This window comes from Oceanobacillus sp. FSL W7-1309, from assembly GCF_038002145.1.
In the GTDB taxonomy this organism is placed as follows: Bacteria; Bacillota; Bacilli; order Bacillales; family Amphibacillaceae; genus Oceanobacillus; species Oceanobacillus profundus.
In genome coordinates this window covers 2,094,832-2,120,437 of record NZ_JBBOBX010000001.1, presented here as the reverse complement: position 1 = coordinate 2,120,437, position 25,606 = coordinate 2,094,832, and the positions used below count along the sequence as shown (strand labels likewise).

30 protein-coding genes and 2 riboswitches are annotated in these 25,606 nt (G+C 38.4%); of the genes, 22 read left to right on the top strand and 8 right to left on the bottom strand.

The annotated features are described in order from the left end of the window. Positions 1–43 precede the first annotated feature (43 nt). The 10 genes from trpE to NST46_RS21870 all read left to right on the top strand — a co-directional run bounded on the left by trpE (position 44) and on the right by NST46_RS21870 (position 9,962). Positions 44–1,462 (top strand): anthranilate synthase component I, encoded by a 1,419-nt coding sequence (gene trpE / locus NST46_RS10080; RefSeq protein ID WP_095311676.1) that lies wholly within the window; start codon positions 44–46, stop codon positions 1,460–1,462. Continuing rightward, entirely contained in the window at positions 1,446–2,048 is a 603-nt protein-coding gene (locus tag NST46_RS10075) for an anthranilate synthase component II (RefSeq protein WP_341137143.1), read from the top strand. Before trpE ends, NST46_RS10075 begins: the two co-directional genes overlap by 17 nt. Then, the gene (trpD, locus tag NST46_RS10070) at positions 2,032–3,057 is read left to right on the top strand and encodes an anthranilate phosphoribosyltransferase (protein ID WP_095311671.1); all 1,026 of its coding nucleotides are present in this window, start codon (positions 2,032–2,034) and stop codon (positions 3,055–3,057) included. The genes NST46_RS10075 and trpD overlap by 17 nt, the downstream gene beginning before the upstream one ends. Beyond that, the gene (gene trpC / locus NST46_RS10065; protein WP_095311670.1) at positions 3,058–3,843 is read left to right on the top strand and encodes an indole-3-glycerol phosphate synthase TrpC; all 786 of its coding nucleotides are present in this window, start codon (positions 3,058–3,060) and stop codon (positions 3,841–3,843) included. Beyond that, positions 3,844–4,449 carry a phosphoribosylanthranilate isomerase gene (locus NST46_RS10060; RefSeq protein ID WP_341137142.1) on the top strand — a complete coding sequence of 202 codons (606 nt, stop codon included), beginning with the start codon at positions 3,844–3,846 and terminating at the stop codon, positions 4,447–4,449. 430 nt (positions 4,450–4,879) lie between these two features. Further along, a complete protein-coding gene (gene trpB, locus NST46_RS10055; RefSeq protein ID WP_340002858.1) occupies positions 4,880–6,079 on the top strand; it encodes a tryptophan synthase subunit beta in 1,200 nt (399 codons plus the stop codon). Further along, positions 6,079–6,876: a tryptophan synthase subunit alpha gene (gene trpA, locus NST46_RS10050; protein WP_341137141.1), complete on the top strand. Its 798-nt coding sequence runs from the start codon at positions 6,079–6,081 to the stop codon at positions 6,874–6,876. The genes trpB and trpA overlap by 1 nt, the downstream gene beginning before the upstream one ends. A gap of 135 nt (positions 6,877–7,011) precedes the next feature. Further along, positions 7,012–7,115: riboswitch (TPP riboswitch) on the top strand. Between the two features lie 221 nt (positions 7,116–7,336). After that, positions 7,337–8,179 (top strand): lipoate--protein ligase family protein, encoded by an 843-nt coding sequence (locus tag NST46_RS10045; RefSeq protein WP_419776339.1) that lies wholly within the window; start codon positions 7,337–7,339, stop codon positions 8,177–8,179. Then, positions 8,172–9,116 (top strand): lipoyl synthase, encoded by a 945-nt coding sequence (lipA, locus tag NST46_RS10040; protein WP_303450686.1) that lies wholly within the window; start codon positions 8,172–8,174, stop codon positions 9,114–9,116. The genes NST46_RS10045 and lipA overlap by 8 nt, the downstream gene beginning before the upstream one ends. Before the next feature lie 294 nt (positions 9,117–9,410). After that, positions 9,411–9,962 (top strand): CotY/CotZ family spore coat protein, encoded by a 552-nt coding sequence (locus NST46_RS21870; protein WP_095311663.1) that lies wholly within the window; start codon positions 9,411–9,413, stop codon positions 9,960–9,962. Between the two features lie 159 nt (positions 9,963–10,121). On the opposite strand, the gene NST46_RS10035 is transcribed toward NST46_RS21870, so the two are convergent. Next, positions 10,122–10,346, bottom strand: coding sequence for a hypothetical protein (locus NST46_RS10035; RefSeq protein ID WP_303450689.1), 225 nt, complete (start codon positions 10,344–10,346; stop codon positions 10,122–10,124). 130 nt (positions 10,347–10,476) lie between these two features. Here NST46_RS10035 and NST46_RS10030 point away from each other — a divergent pair, with 130 nt between their 5' ends. Further along, positions 10,477–10,815, top strand: a complete 339-nt coding sequence (locus NST46_RS10030; RefSeq protein WP_341137140.1) for a thioredoxin family protein — start codon at positions 10,477–10,479, stop codon at positions 10,813–10,815. Positions 10,816–10,838: 23 nt separating this feature from the next. Here NST46_RS10030 and NST46_RS10025 read toward each other — a convergent pair whose 3' ends face one another. The 6 genes from NST46_RS10025 to NST46_RS10000 are packed head-to-tail and all read right to left on the bottom strand — an operon-like array spanning position 10,839 to position 16,049. Next, a complete protein-coding gene (locus NST46_RS10025; protein ID WP_303450696.1) occupies positions 10,839–12,179 on the bottom strand; it encodes an ABC transporter permease in 1,341 nt (446 codons plus the stop codon). Then, positions 12,176–12,868 (bottom strand): ABC transporter ATP-binding protein, encoded by a 693-nt coding sequence (locus NST46_RS10020; RefSeq protein ID WP_341137139.1) that lies wholly within the window; start codon positions 12,866–12,868, stop codon positions 12,176–12,178. Before NST46_RS10020 ends, NST46_RS10025 begins: the two co-directional genes overlap by 4 nt. Before the next feature lie 13 nt (positions 12,869–12,881). Beyond that, complete coding sequence (locus NST46_RS10015) at positions 12,882–14,126, bottom strand: hypothetical protein (protein WP_341137138.1); 1,245 nt, start codon at positions 14,124–14,126, stop codon at positions 12,882–12,884. Between the two features lie 15 nt (positions 14,127–14,141). Continuing rightward, the gene (locus NST46_RS10010) at positions 14,142–14,975 is read right to left on the bottom strand and encodes a hypothetical protein (protein ID WP_341137137.1); all 834 of its coding nucleotides are present in this window, start codon (positions 14,973–14,975) and stop codon (positions 14,142–14,144) included. Next, complete coding sequence (locus NST46_RS10005; protein ID WP_303450709.1) at positions 14,972–15,661, bottom strand: ABC transporter ATP-binding protein; 690 nt, start codon at positions 15,659–15,661, stop codon at positions 14,972–14,974. The genes NST46_RS10010 and NST46_RS10005 overlap by 4 nt, the downstream gene beginning before the upstream one ends. A gap of 1 nt (position 15,662) precedes the next feature. After that, on the bottom strand, positions 15,663–16,049 hold the full coding sequence (locus tag NST46_RS10000; protein WP_095311650.1) for a GntR family transcriptional regulator: 387 nt from the start codon (positions 16,047–16,049) through the stop codon (positions 15,663–15,665). A 633-nt stretch (positions 16,050–16,682) separates the two neighbouring features. On the opposite strand from NST46_RS10000, the gene NST46_RS09995 reads away from it, so the two are divergent. Beyond that, positions 16,683–17,441 (top strand): exodeoxyribonuclease III, encoded by a 759-nt coding sequence (locus NST46_RS09995; protein WP_095311648.1) that lies wholly within the window; start codon positions 16,683–16,685, stop codon positions 17,439–17,441. Between the two features lie 151 nt (positions 17,442–17,592). Further along, a complete protein-coding gene (locus NST46_RS09990) occupies positions 17,593–18,003 on the top strand; it encodes a hypothetical protein (protein ID WP_341137136.1) in 411 nt (136 codons plus the stop codon). A gap of 98 nt (positions 18,004–18,101) precedes the next feature. On the opposite strand, the gene NST46_RS09985 is transcribed toward NST46_RS09990, so the two are convergent. After that, positions 18,102–19,049 (bottom strand): MBL fold metallo-hydrolase, encoded by a 948-nt coding sequence (locus NST46_RS09985; protein WP_095311644.1) that lies wholly within the window; start codon positions 19,047–19,049, stop codon positions 18,102–18,104. Between the two features lie 269 nt (positions 19,050–19,318). Here NST46_RS09985 and NST46_RS09980 point away from each other — a divergent pair, with 269 nt between their 5' ends. The 9 genes from NST46_RS09980 (at position 19,319) to NST46_RS09940 (ending at position 25,601) form a co-directional block, all read left to right on the top strand. Continuing rightward, the gene (locus tag NST46_RS09980; RefSeq protein WP_095311643.1) at positions 19,319–19,933 is read left to right on the top strand and encodes a spore coat protein; all 615 of its coding nucleotides are present in this window, start codon (positions 19,319–19,321) and stop codon (positions 19,931–19,933) included. A gap of 68 nt (positions 19,934–20,001) precedes the next feature. Next, on the top strand, positions 20,002–20,172 hold the full coding sequence (locus tag NST46_RS09975) for a YfhD family protein (RefSeq protein WP_095311641.1): 171 nt from the start codon (positions 20,002–20,004) through the stop codon (positions 20,170–20,172). A 167-nt stretch (positions 20,173–20,339) separates the two neighbouring features. Next, the gene (locus NST46_RS09970; RefSeq protein ID WP_095311640.1) at positions 20,340–20,789 is read left to right on the top strand and encodes a YueI family protein; all 450 of its coding nucleotides are present in this window, start codon (positions 20,340–20,342) and stop codon (positions 20,787–20,789) included. Positions 20,790–20,953: 164 nt separating this feature from the next. Further along, positions 20,954–21,055, top strand: a riboswitch (purine riboswitch). 77 nt (positions 21,056–21,132) lie between these two features. Then, positions 21,133–22,206, top strand: a complete 1,074-nt coding sequence (locus NST46_RS09965; RefSeq protein ID WP_251660320.1) for an NCS2 family permease — start codon at positions 21,133–21,135, stop codon at positions 22,204–22,206. 25 nt (positions 22,207–22,231) lie between these two features. Beyond that, on the top strand, positions 22,232–22,771 hold the full coding sequence (locus NST46_RS09960; RefSeq protein WP_251660319.1) for a phosphoribosyltransferase family protein: 540 nt from the start codon (positions 22,232–22,234) through the stop codon (positions 22,769–22,771). A 222-nt stretch (positions 22,772–22,993) separates the two neighbouring features. Beyond that, a complete protein-coding gene (locus tag NST46_RS09955; RefSeq protein WP_095311634.1) occupies positions 22,994–23,929 on the top strand; it encodes an ABC transporter ATP-binding protein in 936 nt (311 codons plus the stop codon). Further along, entirely contained in the window at positions 23,904–24,641 is a 738-nt protein-coding gene (locus NST46_RS09950; protein WP_341137135.1) for an ABC transporter permease, read from the top strand. The genes NST46_RS09955 and NST46_RS09950 overlap by 26 nt, the downstream gene beginning before the upstream one ends. Positions 24,642–24,721: 80 nt before the next feature. Then, positions 24,722–25,183 (top strand): LytTR family DNA-binding domain-containing protein, encoded by a 462-nt coding sequence (locus tag NST46_RS09945; protein WP_251660317.1) that lies wholly within the window; start codon positions 24,722–24,724, stop codon positions 25,181–25,183. Next, positions 25,173–25,601 (top strand): DUF3021 domain-containing protein, encoded by a 429-nt coding sequence (locus tag NST46_RS09940; protein ID WP_095311628.1) that lies wholly within the window; start codon positions 25,173–25,175, stop codon positions 25,599–25,601. The genes NST46_RS09945 and NST46_RS09940 overlap by 11 nt, the downstream gene beginning before the upstream one ends. Positions 25,602–25,606 lie beyond the last annotated feature (5 nt).

Below are 25,606 nucleotides of genomic sequence, written 5' to 3'. Positions count from 1 at the left end.
TTGTGTTTATAGAGGACTTTTTTATTTTAAAAAACAGAAGGGAATGAACAGGATGCAGGTAACCAATAAAACTTATATGTTCAAGAAAATGGATGCTGCCTACTTAACACCAATACACATATTCAAACAATTATCAGGAAAAAAAAGATTCCTGCTAGAAAGCACGTTCCAACATGAACAAAAAGGAAAGTATTCCTTTCTTGGAGTAGATCCATATCAAGAGATTATTGGAACGGAAAATAAAACAACAATCCGTCACCGTGAAAAAAACACGATTGAATTTCATCCAGAACATGCGCTAAACCATATCAAAAAGCACATGCCAAAATTTGAAACAGACTTGCTATTGCCCTTTTTTGGAGGCGCAATTGGTTATATCGGCTACGATTCAATTCGGCACTTTGAAGACATTGGCAGTCCCCTGCCGGATGACTTGAATATGCCTGACATTCATTTCATGCTTTATCAAAATGTTATTGTTTTTGACCATACTGAAAACCAGATATACTTAATTGCTTTGAACCTGGATAATCAGCCGGAAAGAGTACTAGATGAACGTATCGAGGTATTAGAAAAAGCATTAACTAAAACTGAAAGTCACAGCGAACGAAATTTTAGTCCAATTGAATTCGAAGCCGAAATGACTTCCGAAAGCTTTCAGGAAAAAGTAAAAGTAGCAAAAAGGCATATTAAACAAGGTGATATTTTTCAAGTAGTTTTATCACAACGTATGACAGCGACGATTGATGAGCATCCAGAATTTCCATTTTATTTTTACGAAAAGCTTAGAACAGCAAATCCTTCACCATATATGTTTTATATCGACTTTGAAGACTATGTAATTTTAGGAGCTTCTCCTGAAAGTTTAATTCAAACCACTGGTAATGAAATAATTACAAACCCAATTGCCGGTACCAGAGCACGCGGAACCACACCGGAAGAGGATGAAGCATTGATGGGGGAACTGCTTGCCGATAAAAAGGAAATTGCTGAGCATCGAATGCTTGTCGACCTTAGCAGAAATGATCTTGGCCGTGTTTGTGAAACTGGCAGCATCACCATTCCGACCTACATGAAAATCGAGAAATATCAGCACGTAATGCATATCGTCTCTGAAGTAAAAGGAAAATTAAAGAAGCATTTAACTGGAATTGATGCTCTTATCTCCTGCCTCCCTGCCGGCACAGTCTCTGGAGCTCCTAAAATAAGGGCGATGCAAATTATTAACGAACTCGAAGATAAAAAACGCGGGGCATATGGTGGTGGGATTGGTTACATTAACTTTAACCATGATTTGAATATAGCCCTTACGATTCGGTCTCTCATTCTTAAGAATAAGAAAGCATATTTACAGGCAGGCGCAGGAATAGTGTACGATTCGATACCAGAAAATGAATATCAAGAAACATTAAATAAAGCAAGATCACTAATGGAGGTGCAGAAAATTGATTCTTTTAATTGATAACTATGATTCATTCACGTATAACCTATATCAATTTTTTTCAGAGTTAGACCTTGAAATTCAAGTTATCCGAAACGATAAAATTTCAATCGCTGAAATTGAAGAGCTCGAACCAAAAGCGATTATCATTTCTCCTGGACCAGGTTTACCAGACAAAGCAGGCATTTGTATCGAATTGGTGAAACACTTTCACACAACCATCCCTATATTGGGCGTATGTCTAGGTCATCAAGTAATTGGAGAAGCGCTGGGAGGCAAGGTTGTTCCTGCAAAGCAAATTATGCATGGCAAAACCTCACTTGTTGCCCATCAGAATACTGGGGCTTTTAAGGAATTGCAAAACCCGATTGAGGTTATGCGCTATCATTCTTATGTGGTTGATCGGGACACATTACCCGAGGAGTTAGAGGTTGTTGCATATGCGATAGAAGATGGAGAAATCATGGGGATCAAGCACCGAGACTTTCCACTGTACGGACTTCAGTTCCACCCAGAATCAATTGGCACATTATCCGGCAAAACAATGATTCAAAACTTTATGGACGAAATTAGAAAGGAGTTCTTAACCAATGAAACCGTATCTTAAAAAATTGATGAATCGTGAGCATTTAACAGTAACAGAAATGAAGGAAGCTGCAAATTACTGCTTTACAACGGATGTGACTGAAACCGAAATAGCTGGATTTCTAACGGCGTTACAGATTAAAGGAGAAACTGCTGACGAAATCACTGGACTTGTTGAAGTAATCCGTGCCAAGTCCTCCTATCAAACGAGTCCAATCCAAGATGCAATGGACAACTGTGGTACCGGTGGTGACGGGTCCAATAGTTTTAATATTAGTACCACCTCGGCATTTGTTATCGCCGGGGCTGGCGTTACAGTAGCAAAGCATGGAAATCGGAGCATCTCCAGCAAAACTGGAAGTGCTGACGTACTGGAACATTTAGGCGTCTCCCTCTCATTCTCCAACGAGCATGTTAGTGAAATGCTTGCAGAAAATAAAATTGCATTCTTATTTGCTCCACATGTTCACGAAGCACTTCGCCCTTTTTCAGTCGTTCGAAAACATTTGGGACTGCCAACAATTTTCAATGCGATTGGCCCACTGACAAATCCGATTGAGCTTGATACCCAACTGATTGGTGTATATCGTAAAGATTTACTGCCAATTATCGCAGAAGCAGCAAAGAAATTGGGCAGACGCCGAGCAGTTATTGTAAACGGAGCTGGGTCAATGGATGAAGCTTCTCTAGCTGGAGACAATCACTTGATTATCCTCGAGGATGGGAAACTCACTGAAACAACAATCCATCCAGAAACGGTTGGCTTATCCATTTATCCAAATGAAAGTATCCGCGGTGGGGACGCAAAGGAAAATGCGGAAATTCTCAAATCTGTTTTAAACGGGATCCCTGGACCATACTTGGATACGGTTTTATTAAATGCAGGACTTGGACTATTTACAAATGGTAAAGCAAAGAGTCCTCAGGAGGGGATTGAATTAGCACGCGAAAGCATCCAATCAGGCGCAGCTTTAGAACGATTACAGCATTTAGTAGCATACAGCAAAAAAATTCCAAGTGGGGTGTATTAAATGACTTTCTTAGAGAAAATTTTAACCGAAAAGGCAAAAGAAGTTGCCAAATTAAAAACGAAAACGATTGAGCAGAAAAACCACTCTCCAATACCTACTTTCAAAAGCAGAGTCAAGGGTGCAGCACATATGAATATTATTGCTGAAATCAAACGTTCCTCCCCATCAAAAGGAGCCATTCATATGAATGTAGACCCCGTTAAACAAGCAACACAATATGAACAAGCTGGGGCCGCTGCTATTTCTGTACTGACAGATGAACCTTTTTTCAATGGATCGATGGACGATTTACGAGCTGTTCGAGAAGCTGTAGACGTTCCGATTTTATGTAAGGACTTTATCATTGATCCGGTTCAAATTGATCATGCAAAAGCCGCTGGGGCAAACATTATTTTGCTCATCGTTGCCGCCTTATCCAAGGAACAATTTACTGAATTATACAACTATGCAACAAGTCTTGACCTAGAGGTACTCTGTGAAGTTCATAATGAAGAAGAATTGAAATCCGCATTAGAAGTAGATCCGGAGATTATCGGAATCAATAATCGTAATTTAAAAACATTTGAAGTCGACCTTGGGACAACAGAGAAGCTCGCTTCTCTGCTAACAAAGCAAAATGCAATTCTAATTAGTGAGAGTGGAATGAAAACAAAGGAGGATGTAATACGAGCTGCTGATGCAGGGGCTAATGTTGTTCTCGTCGGTGAAACACTGATGCGATCAGACAACGTAGATGAAACCTTCAAACAGCTGAAAATTCCACTACCAGTGAAAGGGGCGAATTAAATGGTCGTCAAAATTTGCGGCATTAAAACAATCGATGCAGCCGATGCGGCAGTAAAGGCCGGGGCAGATTATATCGGATTTGTATTTGCCGAGAGTTCGAGAAAAATCTCCCCTGAGGAAGCTGCGATGATTGCAAGCTCCCTCCCTGCTTCTGTTAAAAAGGTTGGTGTTTTTGTCAATGAAACGGTGGAGACAATGAAGGAGACCGCTCAAACAGTTGGCTTAGATACCATTCAATTACATGGAGACGAACCTCCAGAGGTAGCGGAGCAGCTGCCGTATGAAATTATTAAAGCATTTCCGGTTAATAAAGAAACACTACCTGCCATTCGCTCTTATCCATGCGACTATTATTTACTAGATTCATGGAGAGGCGGAAGCGGCATTGCCTTCGATTGGAGTTTAGCTGATCAGCTATCCATCAACCGGGCAAAAATCATGCTAGCTGGCGGACTTACTCCGGAGAATGTTACAAGAGCAATAAACACTGTCAGGCCAGCTGCCGTTGATGTATCCAGTGGTGTGGAAACAAATAAAGAAAAAGACCTTAATAAAATAGAGCAATTTATAAGAAATGCTAAATTGAATGAGTGGGTGGAGCGTTAGTTCCTTTGCAAGCCGGTATGGTGCTATAAAATAAGAGGTTGGTTCTTTCCGGGCGGAGGTGGTGTCTTAATACTTAAGGATGGTGCTTTAGCACGCGGCATGGTGTCTTAATACTTGAGGATGGTGCTTTAGCGCGCGGTATGGTGTCTTAATACTTGAGGATGGTGCTTTAGCACGCGGCATGGTGTCTTAATACTTGAGGATGGTGCTTTAGCACGCGGCATGGTGTCTTAATACTTGAGGATGGTGCTTTAGCGCGCGGTATGGTGTCTTAATACTTGAGGATGGTGCTTTAGCGCGCGGTATGGGTCTTAATACTTGAGGATGGTGCTTTAGCGCGTTGAGATGATGTCATAATATTAGAGAGCGGTTTTTGTACAGTGATTTATAGTTAACTAAACTTTTATAAATGATAAACGAGGTGTAATATATGTCAATTTATACAATGCCAAACGAAGCAGGTAAGTATGGACAATTTGGAGGGAAATTTGTCCCCGAGTTATTAATGCCAGCCGTCATTGAATTAGAAGAAGCCTATGAGAAAGCAATGAATGATCCAGAATTTATCCAGGAGTTAAACTACTATTTGAAGCAATATGTTGGGCGGGAAACACCATTATATTACGCCGAGCAACTTACCAAATCACTTGGTGGTGCTAACATCTATCTAAAACGAGAAGACTTAAATCACACAGGTGCACATAAAATTAATAATACGATTGGGCAAGCATTACTAACATTAAGAATGGGAAAGAAAAAAGTAGTTGCTGAAACAGGTGCAGGCCAGCATGGTGTCGCAACGGCAACTGTTTGTGCATTACTCGGATTAGAATGTGTTGTCTTTATGGGTGAAGAAGATATTCGTCGACAAAAGCTGAATGTATTTCGAATGGAGCTGTTAGGAGCTGAAGTACGTGGAGTCTCACAAGGTAGCGGAACGCTGAAGGATGCGGTTAATGAAGCATTGCGTTATTGGGTTAATCATGTTGATGATACCCACTATATTATCGGCTCCGTTGTTGGTCCGCATCCATTTCCTAAAATCGTACGTGATCTTCAATCTATTATCGGGAAAGAGACAAAAAAACAAATCCTCGATCAAACTGGTAAACTAGCAGATGCAATCATTGCTTGCGTCGGTGGTGGTAGTAATGCAATGGGAATGTTCCACCCATTTATCGAGGATAAAGATGTAAAGCTATTCGGTGTAGAAGCTGGTGGTGCTGGTCTTGATACAAATCAGCATGCTGCAACTTTAACCGGTGGCGATGTCGGTGTATTACATGGAACATTAACTTACTTACTACAAGATAAGGAAGGGTTAATCGAGGAAGCATTCTCCATCTCTGCTGGTCTTGACTATCCTGGAGTAGGTCCTGAGCATAGCCATTTGCATGAAATAAATCGGGTAAAGTACACATCCATTACAGATGATGAAGCACTTGAAGCTTTCCAATTTCTATCCAAAACTGAAGGAATTATTCCTGCATTGGAAAGCGCACATGCAATTGCATATGCAATGAAGCTTGCAAAAGAAATGCCGCAAGACGAGACCATCGTCGTTTGCTTATCAGGGCGTGGGGATAAAGATGTCGAACAGGTGAAAGATCGGATTGGAGGGAACATATAATGGGTAAAGCAAAATTAGAAAAAGCAATTCAAGATAAGGCGAGGGTGAATGAGAAACTCTTCGTTCCTTATATGCTGGCAGGCGACGGCGGGCTCGATCGCTTAGAAGAAACGATTTATTTCTTACAAAATTGTGGGGCTGCAGCAATTGAAGTTGGTATCCCATTCTCCGACCCAGTAGCAGATGGACCAATAATTCAAGAGGCCGGTATACGTGCATTAAAACATGGCACAACCTTAGCAACGGTTATCGATAAACTAGCAACCTTTAAAGATAGACGTTCAATTCCAATAGTTATCATGACTTATTTAAACCCAATTCTAGCCTACGGAATTGATCGATTCGCCAAAGATTGCTTACAAGCGGGAGTTGATGGCGTCATTATACCTGACATCCCGATGGAAGAGGAAGGAATCATTGCTAGTTCTCTGCAAGAACAAAACATTGCTTTTATTCGCCTTGCAGCAATGACAAGTTCAGAGGAACGCTTAATAGAATTAGCAAAACGTTCAGAAGGATTTCTGTATGCTGTTGCTGTGAAAGGAACAACTGGGGAACGTGAAACACACGATACGAAAGTGCATGATTATTTGAAATTGCTCAAGAAAAACAGCTCTATCCCTGTCCTAGCAGGGTTCGGTGTATCAAATGCTGAGCAGGCACAACAGCTTTCCAAAGCATGTGATGGTGTCATTGTTGGGAGTAAAATTGTCCAGCTTTTACACGAAGGAAAATTAAAGGACATCCAGCAATTAATAAATGGAAGTATTCAATCAAACGGGCAAAAAGTTCGGTAAAACACACATGTCCAGATAGCTTCTATGTGAACGCGTACTAATTTAAAAATTCTTAACGCTAATTGTTGCATTTATCTTTACAATTATCACAATTAGCAGTAAGCTTAGCATGTAATTCGAATAAACAAATAAATAAATACGCACTAGGGGAGCTGCTTTGCTGAGAAAGACGTTTCGCGCCTGACCCTTTGAACCCGAATTAGATAATACTAGCGTGGGGAATGTGCAGTCGACAATGGATCGGATATGTTATCGCTGGATAAATTTATCAAAGACTGCATTCTATTTGATGCAGTCTTTTTTTAGCAAAAGCGTAGTCCTGTTAGCGCTGCATGAACTTAGTAAAAGGAAATACGGTGTTTGCGTCATGAGGTCAGGGAAATACCACTAGGTCTTTAACATCATCGGCGCAGTAGCTAGCAGCTCTCAAAAAAGTAATTTTTCATCGGAGGTGTCTACATTGAAGAAACATTGGGCTTTTATCGATACCGGCTTCCAAGATGCTTCGTGGAATATGGCGTTTGATGAGTGCTTAATCAACTGGCATCATGAAGGTAAAATCCCGCCGACATTACGATTTTATGGCTGGAAAGCACCAAGTTTATCTGTCGGCTACTTTCAAAAGGTTGACAACAAAATTGATTTCGATGCAATAGAACGACACAGGTGCCAATTTGTTCGTCGTTTAACTGGTGGCAGTGCAGTCCTTCATGACGATGAGCTAACGTATAGCCTTGTTATTTCTGAGAATGATCCAGATATTCCTGTATCCGTTCAAGAAGCATACCACGTACTATCTAAAGGGGTGTTTGAAGGGTATCTTAACTTAGGTATTCCAGCTGAATATGCCATTTTAGACAGAGATAGCGCCAGAGGGAGAACAGCAATATGTTTTGAGAAACCAGCCTTCTACGAAATGGTTGTAGACGGCAAAAAGCTTTCCGGAAATGCGCAAACAAGGAAAAAGGGTGTCCTCATGCAACACGGTTCGATTCCAATGAGTATGGATACGGAGATGCTTTTTGATTTATTCCTGTTTTCTTCCGGACGGATACGGGAACGAAGTCGAGCCGCATTTTCCAAAAAAGCGGTTACAATTAATCAATTAACGAATCGAGAACATCATTATGACATGTTAACACAGGCATTCAAAGAAGGATTCAAAAAAGGATTAGATCTAGAACTCCACCCTTTGCAATTAACAGAAACCCAATGGGAAGAAGTGCAGCAATTAGCACATTCAAAATATGAAACGAGAGCATGGAATATTAACTCAAATAAGGAGCGTGCTAGCATTGGCTAAACAGGCAGAATATATTCGTAAACCAGAATGGCTAAAAACAAAAATCAATACAAATGAATCCTATAAAAAATTGAAGCATTTAATGCGCGATAAGCGATTAAACACAGTATGTGAAGAAGCAAAATGCCCAAATATTTATGAATGCTGGAGTGAGCGTAAGACAGCAACATTTATGATTCTAGGTGATACGTGTACACGAGGATGCCGATTTTGCGCGGTTAAAACAGGTCTTCCAAGTGGGCTTGATTTAGGCGAACCAAAGCGAGTTGCTGATTCCGTTTCCATTATGGGGTTAAAACACGTTGTTGTGACAGCGGTCGCGCGTGATGACCTAGAAGATGGAGGAGCAGCAGTTTTTGCCAATACTGTACGGGCAATCCGCCATCAGAATCCAGGCTGCACAATTGAAGTCCTGCCATCCGATATGAAAGGGGATTATGAAAGCTTACATACACTTATGGATAGTGAACCAGATATATTCAATCATAATATTGAAACCGTTAGACGATTAACTAAACGCGTTCGAGCCATCGCAAGATACGACCGATCCCTACAGCTGCTTCAACGTGTGAAAGAAATTGCGCCAACTATTCCTACGAAATCCAGTATTATGGTTGGTTTAGGAGAAACAAAGGAAGAACTCATTGAAGCAATGGACGACTTGCGTGCACATGATGTGGACATTGTTACAATTGGGCAGTATTTACAACCAACTAAAAAACATTTAAATGTTGAAAAATATTATCATCCAGATGAATTTGAAGAATTAAAAAAAATCGCACTTGAAAAAGGCTTCTCGCATTGTGAATCTGGACCATTGGTACGCTCTTCTTACCATGCGGATGAACAAGTAAGCCAATCTTCCGCACAAAAACGAATTAAGTATATGAAAGGCTATGAAACACAAGAGAATAAAAAAGTTGATTTTCAATTTTAAATAACAGACTACTTATAAATCCCCCTGGTCACTTATAAAATGGTTAAGGGGGATTTATCGACAGCATGATCTTCCATCCAACAAATATCCTCTCCCCTCTCTTGGAAAGTGAAATAATAAATACTATCGCAACTTTTATCTCCACTTTAAAACTATCTTTTCTTACTATAGCTACACCTACTTCATGTGCAGCATTTTCATTTAAATAAATTTATTAGACTATTATACAAGCATTGTGAATATATCTGCATATCTTAATAGTAAATACATCACCAAAGAAAGGAGCAGTAGTTTATGAGCTATCCTAACTGTTCATGCGGTCACAATGACTGTGTTTGTGAAGTAGTAAGGAAAATAGTTGCCGCACAGAATCAAGTAGCTGATAGGAATAAGCACTGTAGCAGTAGCTGCAACGACTCTATAAGAGAATTATATTCCCAAAATCATAGTATAAATAGGAATACAACTATCCCCTTTATTCTATTTAACAAAGGCAGTCTTAAACCATTTATTGCAAGCGGTGTGTACAAGAAGAAAAAAAAGGGATGTTGCGAGGATGCGTTTTTCGCTGCTCTCGAAACACCAGTCTTACGGGCAATACGATTTATTCCACATACATGCTGTGTCGAAGTTGAATTATTACAGCCGGTAAATGAACACGGTATTCCACTGACGCATGGAGGTAAAAATCTAGTTGATTTCTTTAAAGATAAATGTCATCGACAAACAGTAAACTTCAAAAAAACCGGTATATGTATCACGCTAGATTTAGAATGTTTTTGTGCGATCACTTGCTTATCGCCAATCAAACTCTTGCCGCGGCGCTCTCATTCTTCAAACTGTTAGGAACAGAAGCGCAAGCGCCTGGTTAGCGACGTACGGACTGCGCTCCGAACTGTGGGGAGTTGGAGTAACTAAGTTGCCCACTGCATTCAAATTTTATAATTTCCTAGTTATTTTACCAAAACAAATAGAAAGACCCTAAAGCACTTTATTTAGGGTCTTTCACTTCTGTTCTTCCGAATTGTTTTTTCGTTGATACTTTCGCTCACTTTGTGAGTCGTCCTTCGTTTTTTTCTTTTTCTTCTCGTCCTGACTTTCTATTTTTAAATCTTCCATCGGAATATCATCGACAAACTTCTGCTCTTTCTGTTCATCCAGCTTCGTTCTTCTCTCCTCATTCCACTTTGGTCTTTCATTTGTAGAAGAATGCTTATTTTCACTGCTCATTTTCATCTCACCTCTACGCTTCTTTTTCTTTCCTCTTCCTTACTTTCCATATTTATAAACCTCTATCATGTAAAAACTAATTTTTCTTGGTATACTTTATGGATTGAAAAAGGACGGAGGTTACGTTACGATGAAAGAATTTGAAAGTATCAAGTCAATCGAACATATAGAAACATTTATAACAGAAAACCGACTCGCATTCCTTTATTTTTCCCGACCGAATTGCAGCGTCTGTCACGGATTATTACCACAGGTTCAACAATTGATGAATTCCTACCCACAAATAAACATAGCTCACATTAATGTAGAGGAAGTGCAAGAGGTAGCTGGACGTTTTTCAATCTTCACCATCCCGGTTCTATTGCTTTTCGTAGATGGAAAAGAATATATACGGGAAGCACGGATTGTACATTTGGATTTATTAGAAGAAAAGATACGGAGAATTTATGAAAATGTGCTTGAATCCTAATGATTCAAGCACATTTTCACTTATTATATTTCTCTTCGCATTGCTTTTAAAACATCAATTTGTGTAGCTCGTTTTGCTGGACGTAAACCAGATAAAATGGTCACAAGCAAACAAATCCCGACGGATATTAAAACAAGACTGACAGGTATCATTGAAAACTGCAGCTGCTCTGGCAGCTCTTCCTGAAACGCAAATTCAATAATTAATGGCAAACCGAGATTAACTAAAAAGCTGACTAGATAAGCTACTATGGTACCAATTAATGCCCCAACAATCCCGATATAACTGCTTTCCAGCAGAAAAATTTGTTTAATTGTTTTCGGGTTTGCACCAATCGCCTTCATAATTCCAATATCTGGCGCACGTTCAGTTACCGCCATTGTCATTGTATTATAAATACCAATTGAAGCAATAAGAATCGCAATCGTACCGACTAGAATTAAGCCTGCTTTCATAATCGTAAATAACATGTTGATCTGCTTCATCTCACTAACAACGGAATATGAAGCATAATTTGAATCGTCGAGTTCATCCACTATAGTCTGCACTGCTTCTAGGTTCGTTGCATATACTTTTACTTCATCAAATGCATTGACAGTTGTTGAATCAAGCTCGTCTCCATCAACACCTAATTCTCCTCCAGGTGTACCAGTATAAGCTTCCACGCCAGCAAAAACCTCACCCGAAATATATACATTCTGATCTTGTACCCACTCTTTCGTTGGCTTTTTTAAAATTCCAACAACAGTAAGCGGAGTTGTCTGTTCCTCCCCATCGACGTCTAAATCCTTCTTCACTGTCATATTTAACGTTTGTCCAATTAAATCGGCTTGGTACAGATATTCCTCTTTAATTTCTCCAGATGCTTCATCATAAATATCCTCATCTTCCACATCCTGTACAAAATAATCCAGAAAATGATATCCTACAACAACTTCATTCGGCTTTTCCGGCAGCCTTCCTTCATCAAGTTCCAACCCAGCATCTACCTCAGACGGAAAATGTGCTGCTACAGCAGTTGTTTCCGATTGATAGTCATCCAATGAAAAGGTTGGAAATTGACGTAGCTGATTTCTCCGCGTTACGGCATTAACATTATCAATAGACTCTAAGTAATCAATATCTTCCATCGTTAAGGAGCGATAATTATCATCTTCTTCTATGTGCCCATAAATATCAATTTCTGTAACAATTTGTTGTTCCAATGTATCCTTAACAATACTCTCTTGTAACCCATATCCGACAGATGCTAAAACAATAAGAAAGGCACATCCCATTGCCGTTGCTAGAATAGTCATCCCTGTTCTTACTTTATTCTTTTTAATATTTTGCAGAACGAAGCGAAATTGATCTTTTATTTTCATTGGGATCTTGCCCCCTCTACAATTCGTCCGTCACTTATCGTAATCGTACGATCACCAATTGCCGCTACTTCGTCATCATGGGTAATGATAAGAAACGTGATTTCCATTTCCTGATTCAGCTGTTTAATAAATTGCAGCAGCTCTGTCTCTGTTTCACTATCTAAACTCCCCGTTGGTTCATCAGCGAGGATTAAAGGCGGGTTTAATACTAATGCTCTTGCAATACTGACACGTTGCTGCTGACCACCAGATAATTCACTTGGATAATGGTCGGCAAATTCTGTTAAGCCGACCTTCTCCAAAATAGCAAGCGTTATTTTCTTGCGTGATGATTCGCCTTCACCCTTTAAAATTAATGGCAATTCAATATTTTGAAAGGCTGTCATACTCGGAATCAGCTGGAAGCTTTGAAAAATAAATCCCATATGCTCTAAACGAAAATCTGCAAACTCAGCCTCCGTTAAATCACTTACTTGCTGATTATTTATCCAGATTTCGCCCTCAGTTGGACGAATAAAACCACTAATCAAATTAAGTAAAGTAGACTTTCCTGAACCACTTTTTCCAACAATTGTTACAATCTCGCCTTTATTTACTTGAAAGGAAATATCCTGAAGGACTGATAACGTTGTTTCCTGCTTTTTCTTGCCCAGTATAAAGTGATGGCTTAATTGATTTACTGTAATCAAAATAAATCCCCCATTATTCATCCAATTCGATTGAATGGATATCCAGATTATAATCGATATCCTGTTTTCTTGGATTATTCATTGTTATATTACCTTCATATAATGTATCTCCTGTTTTTAAGTGAACAATGTGAAGCGTGAGATCCTGTTCTGCATTTTTAGTTGCAGGAACAACATACACCTTATCACCATGTATTTTATACATGTAACCTTGTTCATCGGTAACATCCGGGATAGCAATTGTTTGCTTCGCTTCTAATTCTCCACTTTCAATATTATAAGAAGTTAACTCAAGTTTTCCTTCGACATCCTCTGTAAAATAAATTATTTCATCATTCACTGCATATGGAAATGCATTATTTGAAATCTCTTTTGGTAATTTTATTTCTTCTTTTTCCCCTGTCGCCAAGTCGTATTGAAAGAGTTCACGATCGATGGTTTCATAGGTTGATTCCCACTCATCAATAACACTTTCCTCTATAAGTCCTTCTTCAAATACAACCTGTTCCATTGGCTGCTGGATATCCTCCCATTTATTGTTGACTATTCGAACTTCCCTGTATTGGTTGGATGAATCCTCATCTTCTTTCGTTGTAATGATAGCTTCGTTTTGAATTGTTTCTGCTGCAATATCGACTAAATAAACTTGGTAAGCTGTAATATCTTTCTCCGATTGCTTATCATAGCTATAGTTACGCGATATAATTTTTAATTGTCCATCAATGATATGAATTCCCTCTACGTCCATTGAATAAATCATGCTATTTTTATTCACTGGAATAGGTGCCTGAAAAGAAGTCTCCTCTTTCGACACTTTGTCTAATATGCCTATATCGAGTTCAAAATCATTTGGTTGATAGCCATTCATTGTATCCCATGTTAAATTGACATATACGAGAAAGTTTTCATCCTCATAGAAATGATACGGAGTCATACTTTTTCCACGCATGAAATTCCTATAGTCTTTCTGGAGTCGCTCCATTTTAGGGCTTTGATTTACTCCTAAAATACGTTCAAAATACGAATATTCACCCCAATATGTTGTACCATCAACATTCAGCTGAAATGAATCACCTATGCCCTCTTGGATAAAACTAGCCTCTAGAGTAAGCTTCTCTATCTCCTTTTCGTCCCCGTTTACTGTTTCAAAAGCAAATTCAGGCAATCTGCTTGTAGCTGTACTTGTTTGTATATAAAACGCTCCAATCACAAGCACAGTGAAACTAACAAGTAAAATTAACTTCCAATAACGTTTCATCCTAATCCTCCCTCCTTAAACACGTATCTTTCTTGTTAATAAATGATTACTCATCCATATGGATCCAGCCGTAACAAGTAATCCAGTCACTAACATAAGCATAAATAGCTCTTCTGGATAGAAATAGTTATAAAGCATAAATTCCTGCACGAATACCGGTAAGAAAAATACAATCAGAGCTAGTGCTCCATATCCAATACCTAATAAAATTCCTTTTAAACGATAGCAGCGCTCAAACATAATGATCGTGAAAAGTACAATCACGGCCATAAAACCGATACCATAATGGATAGCAAATTCTGCAATTGAGTACGGAAGCATAATTCCCAGTCGATCAAAGTTACGAATCATCTCATTAATCGATAAATCCCAGCGCAAATCAATTGGTACCATCCATTGTAAAATCATGCGTTCCAACGGCAATAACAGAATCTGTAATCCAACCAATCCTAGAACGAAAAGAAATATTGCTGAAGCCTTAGCCATATATACATTTAAACGTGCAGTTGGCAGCATAAGCAGCCGATAAATAAACGTATTCTTGCCAAACCAATCACGATACCAAATAAAAAGTGAATAAATCAATAGCGTTACAATACAAAGTGCGATTGGGCCGACAAACAAGATTGAATTGGTGACATCATTGAAAGACATTCTCCCATACTGCTCAATAAACGTCTCGATTGCCATATGGTCTACATTCATCGCTTGATTGGCATTATTTAAATAGCTTTTAGAGACAACAATTACTGCAGCAAGCTGTGAAATAATCGTTATGCCAATTAAAGCAATATATACTTTCATAAAGCGTCCAAGCTCAAAATTTACAAGCTTTACATATCTATTCATTGCTGGTACACCTCTCTCATCACATCAACAACCGATTTCCCTTCATTTTCGCGAATCTCTTCGGAATTAAATGCTTTTACCACAATACCATCATCCATTAAGATTACCTGATCAATTAAATGCTCAATATCATTAATCTCATGTGTTGTAATGATAACCCCGCGATCTTCTACTAAATGACTTGTAAATACCTCAGCGATTTGCTCACGGCTGAAAATATCAATTCCAGAGAAAGGCTCATCCATTAGAAGGTAATCAACATCTAATGCTAAACCTAAAAGGAGATTTACTTTGGCAGTGTTCCCTTTTGAAAGACTCGAAATTTTTTCTTCTGGTTTTAATTTAAAAAATCCAAGCAGTTCCGTTGCTCGCTCCTGGTTCCAGCTTTCGTAAAAATCCTGCATGAATTGCATTGATTGTCCAATTGTCATTTGCGGAAGCATCGTAATTGCATCTGGGATAAACGTAATTTTTTCATAGCTTTTCTTATTGATTTTTGCCCCGTCAATAAGGATTTGACCACTGTTAATCGGTGTTAATGCCATAATTGCGTTTAAAATCGTTGTTTTCCCAACGCCATTAATGCCAATTAGACATGTAATTTCTCCCTTGGCGGCAGTAAATGTTACACCCCTCAGCACTTGTTTTCGTCCAAACTTTTTCGTAATATCTTTAACTTCAATCACCTTATTTCCCCCCTTCTTCCTCACTCTGTCTTTGATATTTTTCTTTCATTACTTCTACAAGCTCATCAAAAGGAACTTGGATGCGTCTTATCGATGTAATAAAAGAATCGACCGCTTCCTCAAGCAACTCTCCTCTAACCGCAGCAAGTACATGTTCATCCTTCGTAATCCTACTTGGGTTGTTGCCTTCCGTATATATCAATCCTTCTTCCTCCATTTCCTTATATGCTCGTTGTGCAGTATTTGGATTTATTTTTAACTGATTGGCTAACTCACGCCTTGATGGAATCTCCTGCCCGGGTTCAAATGTTCCTGTTGCTATTTTTTCTTTAAATTGACGGACAACCTGTATATAAACTGGATCCCGTTTATTAAAGCTTACACTCATCAGCACACGCTCCTATACTTCTCCTAAGTTCACAACCTGTATTGCATGATTAATACACCATTTACAAAAAAATGCGTATTAACCTGTATCAATCATTTAATACACCCCTTACAAAAAAAGCGTATTAAACGATTAATACATTCTATCGTGTATTATATGCTTCATACACACGAACTGTCAATAAGTTTTTTTCGACAATCTTTCTTAGATTATTTCCTGGGAAATATATTTCAACAATGTATGATTTTCTATTTGTTTTTTGTCGAAAACCCTCTGCTCTATGATAAAGCGAAAATACATTGAGACTGAGACAAAAGTATTTTTATGTGCAAATAACCGCTTCAGAAATATACTTCGCTTTCCACGGGGGCTACGTATATTTCCTACGCTAAGTTTGTGGTCGTTCGTCTTTAACATTAAACACTTTCATTATGTCCCAGTCTCATGTTAGTACCACAAGGTATGACCTAAAGGCCCTTGAACAGAATCAGGAATTCCCAAGAAGTTTAGTCCTTACCTTCACGTTTTTTGATTCTTTCACATTTAAAAATTGGGGCTATTACCATACGGTTAATGCATGATAAGATAAAATAGATAAAATTAGATTAATAAACAGAAGGATGATTGGTAACGATGAAAGTTGTCTCTTGGAATGTTAATGGTATTCGTGCATGTGTAAGGAAAGGGTTTCTAGATTATTTCCGCGAAGTAGATGCCGATATTTTCTGTATTCAAGAATCAAAATTGCAGGAAGGACAAATCGAACTTGACTTGGAAGGATATGAACAATATTGGAATTACGCTGTTAGAAAAGGCTATTCAGGAACAGCAGTATTCACAAAGAAAAAGCCGATTCGGGTTACATATGGATTAAATAGTGAAGAGGTCCAAGAAGAGGGAAGAATTATCACATTGGAATTTGAAACGTTCTTTTTAGTAAACGTCTATACTCCAAACTCTAAAAGAGACTTGAGCAGACTGGATTATCGTCTAGAGTGGGAAGATGAATTATATAGCTATTTAGAGCAATTAGATGCCATTAAACCAGTTATCTATTGTGGTGACCTCAATGTTGCCCATCAAGAGATCGATCTAAAAAATTATAAAACCAATCACGGAAATTCCGGTTTTACCACTGAAGAACGTGGCAAAATGACACGCTTACTTGACTCAGGTTTTGTCGATACGCTACGATACTTTCACCCTGAAACAGAAGATATTTATACTTGGTGGTCTTACATGAAAACGATTCGCGAAAGAAATATTGGCTGGCGGATAGATTACTTTATCGTCTCAAAGAGACTTGTCCCAGCTCTTAAGGATTCAAAAGCTGATATGTCAATCATGGGAAGTGACCACTGTCCAATCATACTCGAAGTAGACAGTCTGTAAAAAATCTGGTATTCGTCAAGTCTCCTGAAAAAGAAAGTGACTTAGGAAAGGATAACAATCTCCTTCCTGCCAATTAACTACTGTAATCGTTTGTTCATACGCTGTTCATATTTACGTTGTACACTATATACAACGTAAAGGAGAGATTAGTGTGAAGCATTACAGTACAATATTATTACGTTTCTCGGCTTTTTTTGCACTGCTTGGAGCAGCTATCGGCTCTCATATGGCAGGCGCAGGAGGATATGAGTTTAAAACGGTTCATGCGCATATCCTCGTTGTCGGCTGGTTGTCTTTGTTTGCTTTTGCAGTTTTTTATAAACTATTTACACCAGCAAATCGAACGGTGGCAGCAATCCATGTTTGGACTACAATCATCGGTACCTTTGGCTTAACAATTGGTATGTGGCTTTACTTTGTTCGTCCTTTTAATATCGGAGATACATTCACAACCGCTTTTTTTATTGTCGGAGGAACGGTATTATTAATTAGCTTTGTATTCTTTTTTATTTTAACATTTATGAAAACAGAGGAAGTGAATAATAGCGCTGCTAAACGATGATAAGGCAGCCGCCTGAAACATAAGCATGTCACTTCCATCCAAAAATTATAACGGCATGACATCAGAAATTCAGATTGATGCCATGCCGTTTATTCACATTATTGTATTATTTTTTTAAAATAATCAATGATTCCAAGAGATCCTACCTGTAAGTCGAGGTTTATTAAAATATAAACCTCATGCTCATCAGGAATTCCTTTTTCTCTTAAGTGTTCCTGGATTTTAGTAAGCAATCGCTGCGAAATTACATCATAGCCTTTTCCTTCAATTACTGTCTGCTCACCAACCTCCATAAATACCTCAAGCCAACTTTGAACCTGATTTAATGCCTCTTCTATGTTTTGCGTCATCCCAAAATGACCAAAGTAGATACGGTCAAGGTTCTTGTCGCGAATTCGTTTAATGGAAGCTTCCATGTCGTTTGGATTAAAATGATTGGGAGATGTAGAAGGTAAAAACAGATCAACTCCATTTGGAACGAGCTGTTCGTAACGCACACCTACTGTATCTCCTGTAAACATTCCATTGCTTATAGGATCATAAATACTAATGTGATGCTTTGCATGTCCAGGTGTATCCCAGAATTCAAGTGTACAATTTGGGCCAATTTCCAATATGTCCCCCTCACCTTTTACAAGCAATCGATCTTCTGGTACAGGAACTATTGGATCAAACAATTCAGAGAAGCTGTCACCATAAACCGCTCTTGCTCCTGCAGCAAGCTTTTTAGGATTAATTAAATGTCTTTCCCCCCGCGGGTGGACAATGATGGTGGCATTCGGGCATTCCCTTAGCAATAAACCCGCTCCTCCTGCATGATCCAGGTGAATATGAGTAACAATAATATACTTTATCTCATCTAATGCATGTCCAAGCGCTGCTAATCCTGCCTTTATATACTTCACCGATGGACTTGGTCCAGTTTCAATGAGTGTTAATGCTTCTTCTTGGATAACATAAGTTCCAGTCCGATTAGCTACATCTAAGTCAAATCCATCAATTAAATAAATACGATCATCAAGCTTAATTGGATTCTTTTCCTTCATAAAACTTTCCCCTCCCGAGAATGCAAGCACATACTTTTACGTTCATATTATCACAAAATTCCCTCTTTCACATCATTTTTTACTAGAGCAGCACCTCACAAGCAATATATCCGAGTAATCCTCGATTATATATAAAAAGAACGACAGGAAAGCGAATAAGTATAGTAATCCTGTTAAAAATACAGATGTATAATGTGCACTATTCTTTCTTCAATATAGATAAACACTGCATGGCACATTTGCACCTAAATAAAAGGAGGTTTTTTAAATTGTTTAATCAACAACAGAATCAAAATTTCCAAGGTTCATCACAAATGCCTGATCACCAAAGTCATGGTGGCCATGAAATGTTCGATGCACATGAAGCAATATCTAGTCTTATCGGTGGCTTAGAGCAAGGGTTACTTTATGAGCAGCATATTCAGGATCCTGAACTAAAAACAATGCTGCAAAAGCATAAGACATTCCTTACTCAAATGTATAATACAATTGTAGAAACTCTAAACACAGGACAAGAGCCTTCTCAAAAAACCCAGACGTATATGATGTCAGATAGCAATAATGTGCTTTATGGGATGAAGCCTACTCAACCTAAAACACCCGCACAGGCGGTGACCGAATTAAATGACCAATGTATATCCAGTTTTATGATGGGGAATTTAAAGGCTACTGCTTCTGGATTTACAATGACAGCTCTTGAAACAACCAATCCAGTATTAAGAAGAGTGTTTGCAGATAGTGTTCCAAACCTAATTGAAATGGCTTACGAAATATTTCTTTACCAAAATAAACGCCAATATTATCAAGTACCACAATTAAAGCCAGAAGAGATGCAAATTTACATGAGCAGCTTTGCTCCTGTTCAAAATCCAATGCAGCATTAAATTTTAATAACGGTGAATTAACCAACTATACACTTAGCTACAGAATACGATTATAAAGGGTGAACAAAATGGGCAGAGATGAGCATAAGAAGAGAAAAAATAATTTTTTATCACAAACTCCCAAAAATCAGAAGACTGATGGTATTGATGTCGAATTTTCAAATGAGTTTGCTGATGCGGAAGATAGGGAAGCACAAGCAAGAAGTCGTGCTGCCGACAAACGTGCACATGAGAAATAATTAGAACAACGAAGCGATTCAATTTAATCATTGAGTCGCTTCGTTACGTTAACAATTATGCCTTATATATGTTACAACTTAGTTGTTTTATCGATTATCATTGGAAGTTCCGGTGAAAATATTATAAATTATAAGTAAGATTATTTTTTAAAAAGGATGAACAACTAATGACTAACAAAAGCGTCGATGATTATTTAACAGAAGGAATGTACGGAACACGGCGACCAAAAGAGCACGAACGAATTCAGTTTCTAGGCACACTTAGAGAACGAATTGTTTTGGCTCTAACAATCGGACAGGTTATGTCTGATTCTGGCCTTCATAAATTGGAAGCAGCTATCAAAGAGAACCCTAAAGCAACATTACTAATTAATGGGCATGTTCCCTTTCGCTTTTTAAAAGAAGAAAAAGAACTTGCTAATAAATATAATATTCCTTATACAACCATTACAAACAACGAAAGTGATACAGATATCGGTGCAGTATTAACTTATGACTACGCCATTGATAAAGAAAATATCTTTATTGAAGATGCGCAACCCGATGAAGAAGTGACTGAACCAAAAGAACAGCCAAAGAGCTTTATCGGTAAAATAAAGAAATGGTTTGGTTCCTAAAAAAAATAAAATAGGTCGCCGCACAATAAGTTGTGCTGCGGCCTATTTTATTTTTACCACCCTTTTTTTAGTTTGTAATTTACTAACTTAAAAACATTTATATTTGTTTTTTTTTGCTTTTTCATTCAAAAATCATATGTTTTGTAATATAATTAATCTATCATACGCAAATACAAACAATACCTCATATAATCTCAGTAATATGGTCTGAGAGTCTCTACGGAGTAACCGTAAATTACTCTACTATGAACGGTGCTTCTATGAAATGACCGTTTATTTAAACGGCTTTTTTTATGGAAACAGCCACCATTCATGAACTTGAGGCAAGAAAAGGAGCAGCAAGATGGAACTTATACTTAAAGATATTCTAGCAGCAATTAGTGGTGTGCTTAATGGACTCCCACAAGGATTACTGGCATTAACATTCGGATTTGCATCTGTACCTACTGCGTTAGCATTTATTATTGGCGCATTCGGAAATGCCATGACAAGCAATGTTGCTGTTGTATCATTCCAAGCAGAGACAATAACCGTTGCTGGAACAATGGGTAATAATATGCGTGAACGGTTATCAATGATCTTCTACGGTGCATTCATTTTAATAATTATTAGCTTATTTGGTCTTATGGAACAAATTGTTACATGGATTGGTCCAGTTATTACAAATGGGATGATGGCTGGAGTCGGCTTTATGCTTGCAAAAGTGGCATGGGATATGGCAAGAAAAGACCGTTTAATTGGTAGCTTCTCCTTTGTTAGTGCACTATTCGTGTATATTGTAACGAAGGATCTTGTATACACAATTACAATTTCCGTTATTCTCTCGAGTGTGGTTTATTATTTTATAAAAAAAGATACACCCGATCATTTAAAGCAGAAAATTGATGATCGTTTTAAATTGCAAAAATTAACGTTAAATCCAATGGTAATCCGTGGTGCTTTAGCTTTAGTTTGCTTAAATATCGGCGCTAACATTGCCTTCGGAAAAATAAATGGAGAAATTGCTTCACAAGATGTAAATATAGATACATTAACCATTATTAGCAGCTTAGCGGATATGGCTTCTGCTTTATTCGGGGGCGGACCCGTTGAAGTAATTATCTCCGCAACAGCCAGTGCACCACATGCAGTATGGGCTGGTGTTTTGATGATGGCACTAATGGCTTTCATCCTTATTTTTAAACTACTTCCCAAAATCGGAAAGTATGTACCGAGTTCTTCAATTGCAGGATTTCTATTTGTGCTTGGAGCAATCGTTACACTACCTGGCAACGCCGAGGCAGCACTTTCAGCGGATGCTGCTGGCTCTAATATTGTCGGTGGTATTACGATGATTGTAACTGCTATTTCCGACCCATTTTTCGGCCTGCTAGCAGGTGTAATTATGGAATGGCTGTTAGGTATTTTTGGAATATAATATTATTGTGGGAGAGTGTATTCGAATGAACACATATGAGCTCAAAATTGCAGGTTTGAAACGTAACTTGCCAATTATCCAATTAAACGAAAATCTAAAAATCGCAAGCTTTGTTATTCTAGGTGATACTGAAATGGTTGCTACGACTGCACCACTAATAGCAGAAAAATTGCCTGAGGTTGATCTTCTCGTTACAGCAGAGGCAAAGGGAATTCCTTTTGTTTATGAAATTGCGAAACAATTAAACATGGAAAAATATGTTGTCGCTAGAAAAAGCATAAAAGCCTATATGAGCAGTCCCATCGTCCATGAAGTTGAATCGATTACAACACAAAAGACACAGACCTTATGCTTGGACACAGAGGATGTAGAGCGAATAAAAGGACAGCGCGTAGCTCTAATTGATGATGTGATAAGCACCGGTGAATCCTTAAAAGCTTTAGAAGAATTGGTGGAAAAAGCTGGTGGAAATGTTGTCGCGAAGGCAGCCATTCTAGCTGAAGGTGAAGCGGCAAATCGTGATGATATTTTATTTATAGAGAAACTACCGCTTTTCACAGACTGAATTACCAAGACCTAGCCGCCCGCTAGGTCTTTTTTCACGCGCAAAACTCCGAACATATATCCATTTTATTAAACAACCCTCTACCCCCACACTCAACAAACTTTCATACATATAATCTGTTCACTCATACATTATACAGATCATGTTAGTTCAATTCAGAATTCATAAAAGAATATTCTTGTTATACTTCTGATAATAAATCGAAAATTTGGAGGAGATATCATGACTAATCCTGTTGTTGAAGTGCAACACGTAACAAGAAATTTCGGTAAAACAACCGCAGTAAACAATGTTTCCTTTTCCATTGAAAAGGGATCTACTGTAGCAATCCTCGGGCCAAATGGTGCAGGGAAAACGACGATGGTTTCTATGATGCTTGGGTTAATCGAGCCTAGTGCCGGGCATATTCAATTATTTCGTCATCATCCAAAGCACATTTCTGTTCGTGAAAAAATAGGAGCTATGCTTCAAGATGTAAGTGTTGTTGACAAATTAAAAGTTCATGAAGTTATTGCCCTCTTTCGTAGCTACTACCCTTCCCCGCTCTCCATGGAAGAATTAATTGCTTTAACTGGATTAGAGAAGAACGACTTGAACAAATGGGCTGACAAATTATCTGGTGGACAAAAACGTCGGGTTGGCTTCGCCCTTGCTCTGACAGGAAATCCAGATCTTGTTTTCTTTGATGAACCAACAGTCGGACTCGATATTACGGCAAGGAGATTATTCTGGGAAAAAGTAAATGCATTAAAGGAAAAGGGAAAAACAATCATTTTTACCACACATTATTTACAAGAAGCAGATGATGTGGCTGAACGGATTATTTTATTTAACCGTGGTGAAATTATCGCGGACGGACACCCAAATGCTATTAAACAGCAGCTCGCCATACGAAATGTGTCCTTCCAAACAAATGATGCCAAAAGAGCAATACAGCAATTACAAACCCTTCCGATAGTTAGCAAATGCTATCAAAAAGACGATCGCATTTACGCAGTAACGGAAGAGACAGATACAGTTCTTGCATCATTATTCAAGTTCGATTTACACGCTAAAGATATCGCAATTGAACAAGGACGATTAGAAGAAGTGTTTGAACATTTAACAAAACCGAATGGGGAGGCAGAGATAAATGAACAGCATAACGATGCAATGTAAGATAGAGGTACTTCGCATTTTCCGTAATCCATATTTTGTATTTTGGAGCCTGCTTATGCCAATTGTGTTTTATTTTATTTTTACCAATATCGTAAATGCAGATGTTCCCGATGTAGAACTATGGCAAGCGTATTATTTAATGTCAATGACTGCCTTTAGTGTGATGGGATCGGCTATCATGACGTTTGGCATTCGCATGGTACAAGAACGGACACAGGGCTGGTCCTCCTTTATGAAGATAACACCATTACCTGCTTGGGCTTATTTTACCGCTAAGATGTTCGGACAAACGGTCATGCATTTATTTTCCGTGATCCTTATCTTTATTGCAGGATATTTGATCAACGGTGTTTCGTTAACATTCACGCAGTGGTTCTTCTCAGGTTTATGGATTCTGGTTGCCTCCCTGCCATTTCTTGCCATCGGAACACTCGTAGGTTCCATGAAGAAAGTGGAAACTGCTAGTGGGGTTAGCAATATCCTCTATTTAGCATTAGCAATTCTTGGCGGGATGTGGTTTCCAATATACATTTTCCCTACTTTCCTGCAAGACATGGCAGAATGGCTACCATCCTATCACTTTGGTAATGGTGCATGGGAGATTATTCGTGGGAATGCTCCAAGTATAAAAAGTGTTCTTATCTTAGGCGGCTATTTGATTGGATTTATGGTAATTTCAGCTCTTGTACGAAGGAATGAGGAAGCCAATTAGCAGGATTTGTGATTCGCCATTCTCGCTTTTGCGATATAATAAAACTATCTGCTTGCTATATGCCAAAGGGGGAATGGCAATTGAAATTTAATATCGATATTGATGATAAACACGCGGAAACACAAATAACGATTCAAGCAAAGGAATGGACGGAAGAGCTAGAAGAAATTGTAAAAATAATTAAGAAGCGTAGAACACCCCGGTTATTTGCCAGTGACTCTGAGCAAACAATCCTGCTTGATCCGAAAGAGATTGATTTTATTTATGCCGAGCAAAGAAAGGTCTTCGCAAGCCTGGCAAATCGACAATTGGAACTAAAAATGAAATTGTATGAAGCAGAAGAAATCTTAGCTCCATACGATTATATGCGGTTTTCAAAATCTGTTATTGGTAACCTGAATCAAATAGAACGCTTTGAATTATCCTTCAATGGGAATCTTTGTGTCTATTTTCGTTCGGGAAATAAAGCATATATCACGAGAAAATATGTAGCACCTATTAAAGAAAATCTGATGAATGGAGGGGAATCGAATGGTGGTTGAAATACTAAAAAGAACGATGATTGGACTAGGGTTTGCATGTGTTTTTACATTTATCGCAATAACTATTGTTGTTATTAACGATCATCCCACCTCCGCTTCAGAGATTTGGATGCATATGCTGGCAAGTATGACGATCGGTGTTTATTTTGGACTGTCTTCATTTATATATATGGGAAATGAATGGAGTTACATGAAAAGGACTATCGTGCATTTTAGCGTCTCCATCTTATTTTACTATGTTATCGCCTTTTCCGTTGGCTGGGTACCATTTGGATTTTGGCCCATTATAGGAAGTTTGCTAGCATTCATTGTTACCTATTCCCTTTTTGGAACGGGATATTATCTATACTATAAAAAGCTTGAAGTTTCTTTAAATGAGCAGTTAAAAAAAAGAAATGAGAATTCACGTGAGCCTTGAGGATT

Excerpts from the sequence above, each read along its gene's own strand:
- NST46_RS10015 (WP_341137138.1), bottom strand. The coding sequence starts at position 14,126 with ATGAAACGTTATTGGAAGTTAATTTTACTTGTTAGTTTCACTGTGCTT.
- NST46_RS10025 (WP_303450696.1), bottom strand. The coding sequence starts at position 12,179 with ATGAAAATAAAAGATCAATTTCGCTTCGTTCTGCAAAATATTAAAAAG.
- NST46_RS09950 (WP_341137135.1), top strand. The coding sequence starts at position 23,904 with ATGAACAGCATAACGATGCAATGTAAGATAGAGGTACTTCGCATTTTC.
- NST46_RS09995 (WP_095311648.1), top strand. The coding sequence starts at position 16,683 with ATGAAAGTTGTCTCTTGGAATGTTAATGGTATTCGTGCATGTGTAAGG.
- NST46_RS10010 (WP_341137137.1), bottom strand. The coding sequence starts at position 14,975 with ATGAATAGATATGTAAAGCTTGTAAATTTTGAGCTTGGACGCTTTATG.
- trpB (WP_340002858.1), top strand. The coding sequence starts at position 4,880 with ATGTCAATTTATACAATGCCAAACGAAGCAGGTAAGTATGGACAATTT.
- NST46_RS09955 (WP_095311634.1), top strand. The coding sequence starts at position 22,994 with ATGACTAATCCTGTTGTTGAAGTGCAACACGTAACAAGAAATTTCGGT.
- NST46_RS09940 (WP_095311628.1), top strand. The coding sequence starts at position 25,173 with ATGGTGGTTGAAATACTAAAAAGAACGATGATTGGACTAGGGTTTGCA.
- trpA (WP_341137141.1), top strand. The coding sequence starts at position 6,079 with ATGGGTAAAGCAAAATTAGAAAAAGCAATTCAAGATAAGGCGAGGGTG.
- trpE (WP_095311676.1), top strand. The coding sequence starts at position 44 with ATGAACAGGATGCAGGTAACCAATAAAACTTATATGTTCAAGAAAATG.
- NST46_RS09960 (WP_251660319.1), top strand. The coding sequence starts at position 22,232 with ATGAACACATATGAGCTCAAAATTGCAGGTTTGAAACGTAACTTGCCA.
- NST46_RS10035 (WP_303450689.1), bottom strand. The coding sequence starts at position 10,346 with ATGAGCAGTGAAAATAAGCATTCTTCTACAAATGAAAGACCAAAGTGG.
- NST46_RS09975 (WP_095311641.1), top strand. The coding sequence starts at position 20,002 with ATGGGCAGAGATGAGCATAAGAAGAGAAAAAATAATTTTTTATCACAA.
- NST46_RS10030 (WP_341137140.1), top strand. The coding sequence starts at position 10,477 with ATGAAAGAATTTGAAAGTATCAAGTCAATCGAACATATAGAAACATTT.
- NST46_RS09965 (WP_251660320.1), top strand. The coding sequence starts at position 21,133 with ATGGAACTTATACTTAAAGATATTCTAGCAGCAATTAGTGGTGTGCTT.
- trpD (WP_095311671.1), top strand. The coding sequence starts at position 2,032 with ATGAAACCGTATCTTAAAAAATTGATGAATCGTGAGCATTTAACAGTA.
- NST46_RS10060 (WP_341137142.1), top strand. The coding sequence starts at position 3,844 with ATGGTCGTCAAAATTTGCGGCATTAAAACAATCGATGCAGCCGATGCG.
- trpC (WP_095311670.1), top strand. The coding sequence starts at position 3,058 with ATGACTTTCTTAGAGAAAATTTTAACCGAAAAGGCAAAAGAAGTTGCC.
- NST46_RS21870 (WP_095311663.1), top strand. The coding sequence starts at position 9,411 with ATGAGCTATCCTAACTGTTCATGCGGTCACAATGACTGTGTTTGTGAA.
- NST46_RS10000 (WP_095311650.1), bottom strand. The coding sequence starts at position 16,049 with ATGAGTGTAAGCTTTAATAAACGGGATCCAGTTTATATACAGGTTGTC.
- NST46_RS09970 (WP_095311640.1), top strand. The coding sequence starts at position 20,340 with ATGACTAACAAAAGCGTCGATGATTATTTAACAGAAGGAATGTACGGA.
- NST46_RS09985 (WP_095311644.1), bottom strand. The coding sequence starts at position 19,049 with ATGAAGGAAAAGAATCCAATTAAGCTTGATGATCGTATTTATTTAATT.